This is a genomic window from Actinomadura sp. KC345, from assembly GCF_004348515.1.
GTDB lineage: Bacteria > Actinomycetota > Actinomycetes > Streptosporangiales > Streptosporangiaceae > Spirillospora.
The window spans coordinates 1-13,189 of record NZ_SMKH01000031.1 but is presented as its reverse complement, the minus strand read 5'-3'; the positions used below and the strand labels follow the sequence as shown (position 1 = coordinate 13,189).

Annotated in this window: 9 protein-coding genes; 5 read left to right on the top strand and 4 right to left on the bottom strand. The window is 71.5% G+C overall.

From position 1 onward, the window contains the following. Positions 1–43: 43 nt before the first annotated feature. Positions 44–4,288, bottom strand: a complete 4,245-nt coding sequence (locus E1281_RS07980) for a HAMP domain-containing protein (RefSeq protein ID WP_131876505.1) — start codon at positions 4,286–4,288, stop codon at positions 44–46. Between the two features lie 340 nt (positions 4,289–4,628). Here E1281_RS07980 and E1281_RS07975 point away from each other — a divergent pair, with 340 nt between their 5' ends. The 3 genes from E1281_RS07975 to E1281_RS07965 are packed head-to-tail and all read left to right on the top strand — an operon-like array spanning position 4,629 to position 7,691. Further along, entirely contained in the window at positions 4,629–6,908 is a 2,280-nt protein-coding gene (locus tag E1281_RS07975; RefSeq protein ID WP_243716700.1) for a SpoIIE family protein phosphatase, read from the top strand. Between the two features lie 31 nt (positions 6,909–6,939). Continuing rightward, positions 6,940–7,314 (top strand): STAS domain-containing protein, encoded by a 375-nt coding sequence (locus tag E1281_RS07970; RefSeq protein WP_131876503.1) that lies wholly within the window; start codon positions 6,940–6,942, stop codon positions 7,312–7,314. 8 nt (positions 7,315–7,322) lie between these two features. Then, positions 7,323–7,691: an ATP-binding protein gene (locus E1281_RS07965; protein WP_243716699.1), complete on the top strand. Its 369-nt coding sequence runs from the start codon at positions 7,323–7,325 to the stop codon at positions 7,689–7,691. 125 nt (positions 7,692–7,816) lie between these two features. On the opposite strand, the gene E1281_RS07960 is transcribed toward E1281_RS07965, so the two are convergent. Together E1281_RS07960 and E1281_RS07955 are read right to left on the bottom strand one after the other, a co-directional pair. Next, on the bottom strand, positions 7,817–9,163 hold the full coding sequence (locus tag E1281_RS07960) for a 3-deoxy-7-phosphoheptulonate synthase class II (RefSeq protein ID WP_131876501.1): 1,347 nt from the start codon (positions 9,161–9,163) through the stop codon (positions 7,817–7,819). A gap of 168 nt (positions 9,164–9,331) precedes the next feature. Further along, positions 9,332–10,342, bottom strand: a complete 1,011-nt coding sequence (locus E1281_RS07955; protein ID WP_131876500.1) for a sigma-70 family RNA polymerase sigma factor — start codon at positions 10,340–10,342, stop codon at positions 9,332–9,334. A 129-nt stretch (positions 10,343–10,471) separates the two neighbouring features. Between E1281_RS07955 and trxA the strand changes: the two genes are divergently transcribed. Together trxA and E1281_RS07945 are read left to right on the top strand one after the other, a co-directional pair. Next, complete coding sequence (gene trxA, locus E1281_RS07950; RefSeq protein ID WP_131876499.1) at positions 10,472–10,825, top strand: thioredoxin; 354 nt, start codon at positions 10,472–10,474, stop codon at positions 10,823–10,825. Between the two features lie 188 nt (positions 10,826–11,013). Continuing rightward, positions 11,014–11,847: a putative RNA methyltransferase gene (locus tag E1281_RS07945; protein ID WP_131876536.1), complete on the top strand. Its 834-nt coding sequence runs from the start codon at positions 11,014–11,016 to the stop codon at positions 11,845–11,847. On the opposite strand, the gene E1281_RS07940 is transcribed toward E1281_RS07945, so the two are convergent. Continuing rightward, positions 11,785–12,546: a hypothetical protein gene (locus E1281_RS07940; protein WP_131876498.1), complete on the bottom strand. Its 762-nt coding sequence runs from the start codon at positions 12,544–12,546 to the stop codon at positions 11,785–11,787. The genes E1281_RS07945 and E1281_RS07940 overlap by 63 nt on opposite strands. Between the last annotated feature and the right edge of the window lie 643 nt (positions 12,547–13,189).

Below are 13,189 nucleotides of genomic sequence, written 5' to 3'. Positions count from 1 at the left end.
GCACCAGCGCGCACGGCGACCCTTCGCTCAGCCTCTCCTCTCCTCAGCGGACGATGGAGGGTTGCAGCCAGTTCCTCATGACGTCAAGGAGATGGTCGACGTCCACGGGTTTGGGCACGTAGTCCGAAGCGCCGGACTCCAGGCTCTTCTCCCGGTCGCCCTTCATCACCTTCGCAGTGATCACGATAATGGGGAGTTCCGCGAACTGCGGCATCTCCCTGATCGCGGCCGTCGTCGCGTAGCCGTCCAGGCCCGGCATCATGACGTCCATCAGCACGGCCGCCACGTCCGGGTTGCGGTGCAGGACCTCGATCCCGGCCTGCCCGTCCTCGGCGTAGAGGACCTCCATGCCGTAGCCCTCCAGGACGCTAGTCAAGGCGAACACGTTCCGGACGTCGTCGTCGACGATCAGGACCTTGCGGCCGGACAGGACGGTGTCGAGGAAGTCCGCGGGCGGCTCCTCCAGCAGCCCGGTCAGCACCGGTTCCGGCTCACCGGGACGTTCCCCGGGCGGGCGCTGCTCCACCGGCAGCCCGTTGTCCCCCGCCGGCCCGTTCACCGCGCCGGATCGGGCGCCTGCGGGCTCGTCGCCGGCCAGCAGGCCCGGCACACCCTCCGGCGAGCGGGCCGCCTCGTCCGGCGCCACGGCGCGCCGCCTGCCGTCGCGCTCGCTGTACTGGGCGGGCAGGTAGAGCGTGAACACGCTGCCGCGGCCCGGCTGGCTCTCGGCGTGGATCTCTCCGCCCAGCAGCCGCGCGATGTTCCGGCTGATCGACAGGCCGAGTCCGGTGCCGCCGTAGCGGCGGCTCGTCGTCCCGTCCGCCTGCTGGAACGGCTCGAAGATCTCCTGCAGCTTGTCCGAGCTCACCCCGATGCCGGTGTCGATCACCCGGAACGCGATCACGTCGGGGGTGTTCCACAGCGCGGGAAGCGTGAAGTCGATGTCGGCGGCCCGCTCGATCAGCAGCCGCACCTCGCCCTCGGCGGTGAACTTCACCGCGTTCGACAGCAGGTTCCGGAGCACCTGCTGCAACCGCTGCTCGTCGGTGTTCAGCGTCGACGGGACGTCCGGAGCGACCTCCACGCCGAACTGCAGCCCCTTGTCGACCGACAGCGGGCGGAACGTCGCGTCCACGTAGTCGACCAGCGCCGACACCGAGATCCGCTGCGGGTTCGCCTCCATCTTCCCGGCCTCGACCTTGGCCAGGTCCAGGATGTCGTTGATCAGCTCCAGCAGGTCGGTGCCGGACTCGTGGATCGTCTGGGAGAACTCCACCTGCTTGTCGGTGAGGTTGCCGTCCTGGTTCTCCGACAGCAGCTTGGCCAGCACGAGCAGGCTGTTCAGCGGCGTGCGCAGCTCGTGCGACATGTTCGCCAGGAACTCCGACTTGTACCGCGAGGAGATCGCCAGCTGCTCGGCGCGCTCCTCCAGCGTCCGCCTGGCCTGCTCGATCTGGAAGTTCTGGATCTCGATCGCGCGGTTCTGCTGGGCCAGCAGCGCCGCCTTCTCCTCCAGCTCGGTGTTGGAGTGCCGCAGCTCGCCCTGCTGGCGCTGCAGCTCGTCCGAGCGCTCCTGCAGTTCCTGCGCGAGCCGCTGCGACTCGCCGAGCAGCGCCTCGGTGCGGGTGTTGGCGCTGATCGCGTTCAGCGTGACCCCGATCGTCTCGATCAGCTGGCTGAAGAAGGCCAGGTGGACGTCGGTGAACCGGCCGAAGGAGGCCAGCTCGATCGCGCCGAGCACCGCGTCCTCGAACACGATCGGCAGCACGATGATGTTGACCGGGGACGACTCGCCCAGCCCCGACCCGATCTTGACGTAGTCGGCGGGGGCGTCGGCGATCAGCAGCGGCCGGCGCTCCTGCGCCGCCTGCCCGACCAGGCCCTCGCCCATCGCGAACCGCACGGCCCCGACCCGGCCCCGCCGCGTCCCGTACCCGGCGATCATCACCAGCTCGGTCTCCTCGCCGATGCTCTCGGCGAGGTAGAACGCGCCGAACTGGGCGCTCGCCGTCGGCGTCAGCTCCCGCATGATCAGCTCGGCGACCTGCATGAGGTCCCGGTGGCCCTGCATGAGCCCGCCGATGCGCGCCAGGTTGGTCTTGAGCCAGTCCTGCTCCTCGTTTGCGCGGGTCGTCTCGCGCAGCGTCGCGACCATCAGGTTGACGTTGTCGCTCAGCTCGGCGACCTCGCCGCGCGCCTCCACGGTGATCGTCCGGGTGAGGTCGCCGGTCGCGACCGCGCTGGCGACCGCGCCGATCGCGCGGACCTGGGTGGTCAGGTTGCCGGCCAGCTCGTTCACGCTCTCGGTCAGCCGCTTCCACGTGCCCGAGACGCCCTCGACCTCGGCCTGCCCGCCCAGGCGCCCCTCGCTGCCGACCTCGCGGGCCACGCGCGTGACCTCGGAGGCGAACGACGACAGCGTGTCCACCATCGTGTTCAGCGTGGTCTTCAGCTGCAGGATCTCGCCCTGCGCGTCCACGTCGATGCGCCGCGTCAGGTCGCCGTGCGCGACCGCCGTGGTGACCTGCGCGATGTTGCGGACCTGGGTGGTCAGGTTGTTGGCCATCGAGTTGACGTTGTCGGTCAGGTCCTTCCACATGCCGCCCGCGCCCGGCACCCGGGCCTGGCCGCCGAGGCGGCCCTCGGTGCCGACCTCGCGGGCGACGCGGCTGACCTCGTCGGCGAAGGCCGACAGCGTGTCGACCATCGTGTTCAAGGTGTCCTTGAGCTGCAGGATCTCGCCCTGCGCGTCCACCTCGATCTTGCGGGTCAGGTCGCCCTGCGCCACCGCCGTGGTGACCTGCGCGATCCCGCGGACCTGGGTGGTCAGGTTGTTGGCCATCGAGTTGACGTTGTCGGTCAGGTCCTTCCAGACGCCGCTGACGTCCGGCATCCGCGCCTGGCCGCCGAGGCGGCCCTCGGTGCCGACCTCGCGGGCGACGCGGGTGACCTCGGAGGCGAACGACGACAGCGTGTCCACCATCGCGTTCACGGTGTCCTTGAGCTCCAGGATCTCGCCCTGCGCGTCCACCGTGATCTTCTTGCCGAGGTCTCCCTCGGCGACGGCGGTGGTGACCTGGGCGATGTTGCGGACCTGGAAGGTGAGGTTGGACGCCATCCCGTTGACGTTGTTGGTCAGGTCCTTCCAGACGCCGCTCACACCCGGCACGCGGGCCTGGCCGCCGAGGCGGCCCTCGGTGCCGACCTCGCGGGCGACGCGGGTGACCTCGTCGGCGAAGGCCGACAGCGTGTCCACCATCGTGTTCACGGTGAGCTTCAGCTGCAGGATCTCGCCCTGCGCGTCCACGGTGATCTTCTTGCCGAGGTCCCCGTCGGCGACGGCGGTGGTGACCTGGGCGATGTTGCGGACCTGGTAGGTCAGGTTGTTCGCCATCGCGTTGACGTTGTCGGTGAGCTTCTTCCACACCCCGCTGACGCCGGGCACGTTCGCCTGCCCGCCCAGCTGGCCCTCGGTGCCGACCTCGCGGGCGACGCGGGTGACCTCGTCGGCGAAGGCCGACAGCTGGTCGACCATCGTGTTCACGGTGAGCTTCAGCTCCTGGAGCTCACCGGTCGCCTCGACCGTGACCTTGCGCGTCAGGTCGCCGCTGGCCACCGCCGTGGTGACCTCCGCGATGTCGCGGACCTGGGAGGTCAGCCGCGCCGCCATCACGTTCACCGAGGCCGTCACGTCCCGCCACCGGCCCGTCATGCCGCGCGCCGGGGCCTGCCCGCCGAGCCGCCCCTCGGTGCCGACCTCGCGGGCGAACTGGGTCACCTCCCAGGTGAACTGGTCGAGCAGCTCCACCATGCCGTTGACCGACTTGGCCATGCGGAGCAGCTCTCCGCGCATCGGCCTGCCGCGCACCCGCAGCTCGACCCGCTGGCTCAGGTCGCCCGCGGCCACCGCCTCCACGACCTGGTTCATCCCGGTGGCGAGATCGGTCAGCTTGTCGATGATCGCGTTGGCGTCGTCCACGGCGGCGGCCCAGGTGCCGCGCATCGCCCCCGGGGTCAGGCGGCCCCGCAGCTTCCCCTCCCGGCCGATCTCGCGGCGGACGCGGCTCAGCCCCGACGCCAGCTCCATGCCGTTCTGCCGGATCTCCTCCAGGATCGCCGCGGCCTCCGCCACGGCGCCGTCGCCCGGCACGTTCAGCTCGGACCTCGCCTTCCCGTCCCGCACGGCGATGAGCGCCTTGAGGAGCGGTTCGAGATCGGCGTCGCTGTAGCGAGGGGTGGTATCGAGGTACGCGCCGCCGGGGCGTGCACGAGACGCGGTACGCGGCATGGTCTTTCATCCTCCTGGCCCGCGATTGTCGGGTATCCGGATACCGGGTATCCGGATGGCACGGACTCCTTCTCTAGGGCCTTCTCCTGGCCGCACCTGTACTCTACGTCGCCGTGCGGAACTGGACGCCGTTCGCACGCCGAGGGTGAACGGATGGCAATGATCGTGCATCCGTGCTTGTAGTCTTCGTGTTACGGTCTGTCGTGTCATGGCGGGGATCGCATCGCCGAGGCCGGGCGGATCGCTTCGTCTCCGGGGCTACGGGTCCCGTGGCCGGGCGATCGGCCGTTCTGTCACGATGGCCAGGCCCGGTAGTGACGCTTCGAACGAGGGACGACAGTTGGATCGGCAGACGGCGTCGGCCACCTTCCCGTCCGCGGCCCCGGCGGTGGCGGACGCGCGCCGGTTCGTCCGGAAGGTGCTCGCCGACTGGGGCATGGAGGAGGCCGCCGACGACGCCGTCCTGGCCACCAGCGAACTCGCCACCAACGCGATCGCCTACGCCGGCACGTCCTTCGAGGTCTCCTGCCGGCTCGAGGACGGGGACATCAAGATCGAGGTCCGCGACCGCCACCCCACGCGGGGGATCGAGATGCCGGGCGTCACCGCCTCCAGCGGGCGCGGCCTGCCGTCCATCTCCCGCCTCGCCGTGTCCTGGGGCGTCTCCTACGACCGCCGCACGAAGGGCGTCTGGTTCCGGCTGCCCCGGCCGGGAGCCGCGGGCGGCGCCCCGGCGCCCGCGTCGCTCACCGGCGAGCCCGCCGAGCCCCGGCCCTCCGCCGAGACCGCCCGCGCGGCCGCCGGAGACGCCGCCGCGCGGCGTGAGCGCGCCCGTGAGCGGGCCGCGCGCGACGGCGCCGCCGAGAGCGCGCACGACCCCGCCGGATCCGGCGGCCAGGCCAGGGAGGGCCGGCTCGGCGAGGGCGCCGGGGAGGTCCCCGCGGCCGGCGACCGGCTCCTGCGGTCCCCGGCGGCCGTGGAGTCCATGGAGGACGGCATCGCCAACGTGCGCGAGGTCCTCGCCGCCGAGGGCGCGGCCGTGCTGCTGACCGAGCGCGACGGGCGCCTGATCATGGGCGCCTCCGCCGGAACCGCCACCGACGTCGCGCTCGGCGAGCTGTCGGTGGCCGGGCTGGCCCCCGCCGCCCGCTCCGGCTCGCCCTGGGTGGCCGCCGACGCCTCCGATCCGACCGCCGCCGCCCTCCAGGCGGGGTCCCTCGCCGCCGCTCCGCTGGAGTCCCAGGGGCGCCTCACCGGGCTCCTCGTGGCCGTGTCGTCCGGTTCCGACCGGTTCGCCGAGGCCGACGGCGTCCGCATCGGCCGGCTCGCCGACGAGATGTCGCTCTCTCTGGAGAAGGCCAGGGTCGGAGAGTTGGAACGGTCCTGGCGCGGCTGGCTCAGCTTCGTCGCCGAGGCCAGCGACCTGCTCGCCGGAACGCTCGACCAGGAACGCACGATGGCGCTGGTCGCCCAGCTCGTCGTCCCCCGCCTCGCCACCTGGTGCGCCGTCTACACCGTCACCGAGTCCGAGCCCGACCGGCTCGCCTACGTGTGGCACGCCGACGAGAACCGCGCCGACGGCCTCCGCGAACTGCTCGAGCACGCGGGCGCGGCGCCGCCGATGGACGTCCCCGGCGCCTGGAACGGGCTCGCCACGGCCCCCGAGGAGGTCCGCGCCGCCGCCGGCGGCACCGCCGCCGACCAGGTCTACGCGTTTCCGCTGATCGCCCGCGGTCGCCGCATCGGCACCATCGTCATCGGCCGCCCGCCCGGCGACCGGTTCCCCCGCAGCGCGATCGAGCTCGCCGAGGAGCTGAGCCGCCGCGCCGCCCTCGCCGTCGACAACGCGCGGCTGTTCTCCGCGCAGACCGCCATGAGCAGCGCGCTCCAGCGCAGCCTCCTGCCGCCGGGCATCCCCGAGATCCCCGGCCTGGAGGTGGCGGTCGTCTACGAGCCCGCCGGTGAGGGCAGTGAGGTCGGCGGCGACTTCTACGACGTGTTCGAGAGCGGGGGGCGCCCCGTCGGCCCCGCGTCCGCGTCCCGCTGGCGGTTCGCCATCGGCGACGTGTGCGGCACCGGGCCCGAGGCCGCCGCGGTCACCGGGCTCGCCCGGCACGCGCTGCGCATCCTCGCCGCCGAGGAGATGTCCGTGCCCGCCGTGCTCGCCCGCCTCAACCGGCTCATCCTCGGCGAGGGCGAGCGCGGGCGCCTGCTCACCCTCCTGCACGGCGAGATCGCCGCCCGGCGCCGCAACGGCGGCGTGACGATCAGGCTGACGAGCGCGGGGCACCCGCCCCCGCTGGTGCTCGCCCCGGACGGCGAAGTCCGCGAGGGCGCCTCGCCCCAGCCGCTGCTCGGCGTGTTCGACGGCGTCGAGTTCCACACCGACACGGTCGACCTGCGCCGCGGCGAGGTCCTGCTCTGCGTCACCGACGGCGTCACGGAGCGGCGCTCCGGCAACCGGCTCCTCGGCGACGGCCACGGGCTGGAGAACCTGCTCGCCGACTGCACCGGGCTGAGCGCCGGCGCCGTCGCCGCCCGCATCCAGCGCGCCGTGCGCGACTTCGGCCCCGAGCCTTCGAACGACGACATTGCCCTCATCGTTCTGCGGGCGTCATGATGGAGACCAACAATCGGTAAGGTGGGGTGGCGTGGGGCTTGCCTTGCACACGACACGACAGGACGGCCGCGCGACGATCGCCGCGCGCGGCTCCATCGACCTGCACTCGTCCGACGAGCTGCGGTCCCGGCTGACCGAGCTCGTGGACGCGGGCGAGCGGGCGGTCGTCGTCGACCTCGCCGCGGTGGATTTCTGTGACTCCTCCGGTCTCAACGTTCTCGTACGCGCGTACAAGCACGCCCGCGCGCAGAACGCCACGCTCACCGTCACCGGCGCCTACGGCCGGGTCGAGAACGTGCTGCGGACCACCGGCCTCGACCGCTTCCTGATCGAGGACCCGGCGGAGGAAGCCCGGCGGGTGGACGGTGAGGGAGACACGATGAAGAACGGCGAGCGGGCGGAGTGACCGACCCGATGACCGAGACGACATTGCGCGCGGCGCCGCAGACCGAGGCCGTGGAGTACGCACGGCGGCTCGCCGCCCGCACCATGCGGACCTGGGCCCTGATGGACCGCGAGGAGCTCGTCACGGCGATCGTGGCCGAGCTCGTCGCCAACGCCGTCCGGCACGCCGGGACGGCACTGGAGCTGCGCCTGCTCCGCGGCGGCGGGCGCATCCGCGTCGAGGTCCGCGACCGCGCCGCCCAGCTGCCGCGGCTGACCGTCCCCGGACCGCTGGACGAGTCGCATCGCGGCCTGTTCATCGTCGACCGCTTCTCGAACTCCTGGGGCGCCGACCCCGTGACCGGCGGCAAGGTCGTCTGGGCCGAGGTGGACATCTGACGTCGGGCTCCGCCCGAACGTACCCCCGCGCGGATCCGGAAGGTGCCTCCGCCCGGAGCCTTCCGAGGGATCACACGCGCCGGACGCGCCCCGCGGTCGGGGGCGCGCCGCGCCGGGCGAGTCGATCAGGTGGACTTGCGGTACAGCTCGGCGACCATGAACGCCAGGTCCAGCGACTGGCTCCGGTTGAGCCGCGGGTCGCACGCCGTCTCGTAGCGCTGGTGGAGGTCGGTCTCCGCCAGCCCCTGGGCGCCGCCGACGCACTCGGTGACGTCGTCGCCGGTGAACTCGATGTGGATGCCTCCAGGGTGCGTCCCGAGCGCCCGGTGGACCTCGAAGAAGCCGGCCACCTCGTCCAGGACGTCGTCCAGCCGCCGGGTCTTGTGCCCGCTCGGCGCCTCGAACGTGTTGCCGTGCATCGGGTCGCAGATCCAGGCGACCGGGGCGCCGCTCTGGTGCACCTTCTCGATCAGCGGCGGAAGCGAGTCCCGGACCCGGCCCGCGCCCATCCGGGTGATGAACGTCAGCCGGCCCTCCTCACCGTCGGGGTTCAGCCGGTCGATCAGTGCCAGGGCGTCGTCGGCGGACGTCGTCGGGCCGAGCTTCACCCCGATCGGGTTGCGGATCTGCCGCAGGAACTCCACGTGCGCGCCGTCCAGCTGACGTGTGCGCTCACCGATCCACAGGAAGTGCGCCGACACGTCGTACGGCAGGCCGCTGAGGTGGTCGATGCGGGTCAGCGCCCGCTCGTACTCCAGCAGCAGCGCCTCGTGGCTGGAGAAGAACTCCACCCCGTGGAACTCGTCGGGGTCGGCCCCGCACGCCTTCATGAACGACAGCGCCCGGTCGATCTCGCCCGCGAGGCGCTCGTAGCGGCGCCCCGCCGGGCTCTGCGCCACGAAGTCCTGGTTCCAGGCGTGCACCTGGCGGAGGTCGGCGTACCCGCCCTTGGTGAACGCCCGGCACAGGTTCAGCGTGACCGCCGAGCAGTGGTAGGCCTTCAGCAGCCGGTTCGGGTCGTTGCGCCGGGACGCGGCGTCGAACCCGAACCCGTTGACCGCGTCGCCCCGGTACGCGGGCAGCTCCACGCCCCCGCGGACCTCCACCGGCTTCGAGCGCGGCTTGGCGAACTGGCCCGCCATACGGCCGATCTTCACGACCGGCACGCTGGCGGCGTAGGTGAGCACCACGGCCATCTGCAGCAGCGTCTTGAGCTTGTTCTTCACCGCGTCGGCGTTCGACCCGTCGAACGTCTCGGCGCAGTCGCCGCCCTGCAGGACGAACGCCCTGCCCCGCGCGACGTCCGCGAGCTGGGCCTTGAGCTGGTCGCACTCACCGGCGAAGACGAGCGGGGGCTGCGCGGCCAGTTCGGCGGCGACCGCCCGGACCTCATCCGGGTCGTCCCAATCGGGCTGCTGGAGGGCGGGGAGGGAGCGCCAGGCGTCAAGCTCCCCGGAGGCGGATGTACTCACGCTGAAAGGCTATGGCACGCCCTGCCCTGCCGGACGACGAGCCCGCCCGCGCCACGGCCCCGCCGGGTGTCGGCCGGAACGGGCGGACGCACGGACGCGCACGGGCGGCCCCGGTTTCGGGGCCGCCCGTGGGTCGATCACAGAGCGGAGGGGCGCAGGCCCGGCGCCTCAGGCCGCGCGGTTCCCGGCGGTCGCGCGCACCGGCTCCCGCGCGGCGCCCGGCCCGCCCGCCAGCGCCCGGCGGCCGCTCAGGTCGGCCTCGCTCGCCAGCTGCCGCAGCCGCCGCAGCGAACGGTCGGTGATCTGCCTCACCCTGTTGTGGCTCAGGCCGTACCGGGCGCCGATCTGCGCGTACGACAGGGGCTGGCCGCTGTCCATGCCGAACCTGGCGCGCAGGATCGCGGATTCGCGCTCCGGCAGCCGGTCCAGGAGCCGTCCGAGGCCCTCGATGTCGTCCAGCGCGAGGATCTCGGCCTCCGGTGTCACGGCCTCCGGGTCCTCCAGCAGGTCGCCCATCGGGGTCTCGCCCGCGTCGTCGACGGTCGCGTCCAGGCTCGCCGGGTCGCGGCGCCAGCGCAGCAGCTCGTCCACATGTTCGGCCTCCGCGCCGAGCGCGTGGGCGAGCTCCTCGCGGGTCGGCTCCCTGCCGAGCTCGCGGCCCAGCTGCCGCTCCGCGCGGCGCAGCCGGGAGAGCTCCTCCTCGACGTGTACGGGCAGCCGGATCGTGCGGGCGGTGTGGCTGAGCCCGCGGCCGATCGCCTGCCTGATCCACCATGTGGCGTATGTGGAGAACTTGAAGCCGCGGCGGTAGTCGAACTTCTCCACCGCGCGCATCAGCCCCAGGTTCCCCTCTTGTATGAGGTCGATGAGGGGCAACGAGTCGGTCGGGTACTTCCGGGCGATCGAGACCACGAGGCGCAGATTGGCCTCGACGAAGCGCTGCTTGGCACGCAGCCCCGCCGTGGCCACCGCCTCGAGCTCCTCCAGGGTCGTGCCTTCGGGCACGTTCCCCTCGACGAGAAGCTGTTCGGCGTACAGTCCCCCTTCGATCGCCTTGGCCAGATCGACCTCCTCCTGCGCATCGAGCAGGAGGGTACGGCCGATCCGGTCGAGGTACGCTCCGACGAGATCCTTGTCGGGAACGTCGACCCTGTCGCCCTTGGTACGGGTTGCAGCCATCCTGACCCTTCTCCGGTGCGATCTCCCTACGAGGACAACGCTAATTACCGCTCTGTGATTCCCGGCGGGGAATACTGCGAGGCTGTTAGCCGCTCTACGTGCTGATACCCCGACTGAGGAGAAACCGACATGGCGACGGTCACACTCACCGCAGAGAACTTCGACCAGGTCGCCCAGAGCGACGGCATCGTCATGGTCGACTTCTGGGCGGAGTGGTGCGGACCGTGCAAGAGGTTCGCGCCCGTGTTCGAGAGGTCGGCGAACAAGCACGACGACATCGTCTTCGCCAAGGTCGACACCGACGCCGAGCTGGAGCTGTCGCAGCGGTTCGGGATCAGGTCGATTCCCACCCTGATGGCGATCCGCGACGGCATGATCGTTTTCGCGGAGCCCGGCGCGGTGGCCGAGTCGGTCCTGGAGAACGTGATCGAGCAGGTGCGCGGCCTCGACATGGAGGACGTCCGCCGTCGCGCGGAATCCTGAACGGCCCGGACCCGTGAACCCGGTGCGCTGAAGGGCACCGGGCCGGACCGGTCCGCCGTGGCGGGCCGCGGGCGAAGCGCCGTCCCAGGTGGCGGGCGCGGGAAGCGCCGCTGACGCCCCGGAGGCGTGACGGCAAAGAAGCGGACGGTACCGCCCGTTCCGCATCCCCCATGGTCGATGATGGACGGATGCTCGCCGATGTCGTCCAATACCTGGTGTGCCCCGTGTGCGGAGCGGACCTCGAACTGGCTGACCGCGGACTCCGGTGCCCGGGAGGGCACGCCTTCGACATCGCGCGCCAGGGGTACGCGAACCTGCTGCCTGGCAACGCCCGTCCGGGCACGGCCGACACCCCGCAGATGGTGCGGGCGCGAGACGAGTTCCTGAGGGCGGGCCATTTCACCGCACTCGCAGGCCGTGTCGCCCGCGACATCTCACGCGCCGAGCCTTCCTTGGTCGTCGACGCGGGCGCCGGGACCGGGTACTACCTGAGCCGGATCCTCGACCGGTCGCCGGACGCGGCCGGGCTCGCCCTGGACATCTCCAAGCACGCCGCGCGCCGGGCGGCGAAGGCGCATCCGCGCGCCGGGGCGGTCGTCGCGGACCTGTGGCGCCCGCTGCCGCTGAGCGACGGAGCCGCCGACGTCGTTGTGAACGTCTTCGCACCCCGCAACGCCGCCGAGTTCCACCGCGTGCTCCGCGACGAGGCGCTGCTCGTCACCGTGACCCCGTCGCCCCGGCACCTCGGCCCGCTCGTCGAGTCCCTCGGGCTGCTCTCGATCGACAAGCGCAAGACCGAACGCACGGACGCCGCACTCGCCGGCTACTTCAAACTGGACAGGCGCGAGGAGATCGACACCGAGGCACTCCTGACCCACGACGAGGTCACCACGCTCGTGGGGATGGGGCCCAGCGCGCATCACGTTCCGCCCGATCAGCTGCGTGAAAGGCTTGTGCGGCTACCCGACCCTCTGCCAGCGCCGCTGTCCTTCGTGTTGTCGAGCTACCGGCGGCTTGAGTAGACGCCGTACGTCCACGTGCTGCGCGAGGTCCAGGAGCACCTGCGTCACCTCGCCCGGCTGTGTCACCGACTCCACACCGGGGATATCGACGTCGAAGGTGAACGAGGTCGAAACCGCGTGGACCGTGCCGCTCAGCAGGAGACGCTGAAGGGCCTGCCCCGCACGGAGCCACTCGGCGGGGGAGTCGCCGTAGGTGGTCAGAACCGCGCGTTGAGCCATGGCGTCCGGTGCGGAGGGCAGCGGGTGAAGCGCGGCTCCTTCCAGCTTCGCCAGCTCGCCCAGCCGGCTGACGAGGGAGGCGGACGGCCGGGCGCATTCCACCGGCTTCGCCCCGATGAAGGGCCGGAGTGTGGCGGCGTAGAGAAGGCGCTCCTCCCGCGTGATCCGATGCCGCCCCGCAAGCCGCACCGTCGCGAGCACCGTAGGACGCCCGGCGTCGGGGAGGAGCCGCACGACGGCCTCGCGTCCCAGCTGGGCGGCGGCGAGCCGCAGGTTCACGAGCGCGGCACCACTGCTGAGATGCAGGCTTCGCCCCGACGGGTCGCGTTCCGGCCGGAGCCTGCCGGGGTCGGCATGAACTTCGATCAGTCCGGACGCGACCTTGAACCGCCAAGCATGCACGTGATGAATGGTCGGACCCATGGTCGCGGCGACCATCAGGCGTTCCGCCGAGGCACGGATGGCGACGGGCACGTTCACGAGGTGCGTCCTCCCGACGTGATCGGCTCCCATGCCGGAAGCCGCCGCAGCCCGCTACGGGGGCTCCGAGGGCCGCGTGGTCTGCGCACCGTACCCCACTGTGACCCGGCCCACGAAGCGGGTGAACAGCGAGGTCATTGAGGCGTTCGGGGTACCTGGACGGCAACGTGGCGCAGGCCGCCGACGTTCCGATTTGACGAGGTCGGCGGAGGACCATAACGTCACTGCTGCCCCAGGGGAGCGGGACGCCACAGCGGCGGTCGGCCCCGGGGGAACCAGGCTTCCGAAAACGGTTCGAGTCACGCTCGGGCTGTTGTACAGTGGTCTGACAGCCTGAGACGGGATGCAGGACGCCGCGAGGTGGCCGGCCCGGAGGGCGCCTCCTGCGAAACGATCTTCTGATGGGGCTTCGGCCTGTTGGTGTGTCGTTGTGTGGGGGCTTGGTGAGTTGACCGTCCGTCGAAAAGATCTTGGTTGATCGGCTTGACAGCGGTGGCGAATCAGGTAAGTTAGAAGGGTTGCCCCGGAGCCGGGGCCTGCGGGAGCGGGGTTCGGCGCGGTGGGTGTCCGTTTCTTGAGAACTCAACAGCGTGTTAAAAGCCAGTGCCTTTTTCGGCTCGGCCGGATGTTTGTTCGGTCGGGT

Excerpts from the sequence above, each read along its gene's own strand:
- E1281_RS07955 (WP_131876500.1), bottom strand. The coding sequence starts at position 10,342 with ATGGCTGCAACCCGTACCAAGGGCGACAGGGTCGACGTTCCCGACAAG.
- E1281_RS07980 (WP_131876505.1), bottom strand. The coding sequence starts at position 4,288 with ATGCCGCGTACCGCGTCTCGTGCACGCCCCGGCGGCGCGTACCTCGAT.
- trxA (WP_131876499.1), top strand. The coding sequence starts at position 10,472 with ATGGCGACGGTCACACTCACCGCAGAGAACTTCGACCAGGTCGCCCAG.
- E1281_RS07965 (WP_243716699.1), top strand. The coding sequence starts at position 7,323 with ATGACCGAGACGACATTGCGCGCGGCGCCGCAGACCGAGGCCGTGGAG.
- E1281_RS07945 (WP_131876536.1), top strand. The coding sequence starts at position 11,014 with ATGCTCGCCGATGTCGTCCAATACCTGGTGTGCCCCGTGTGCGGAGCG.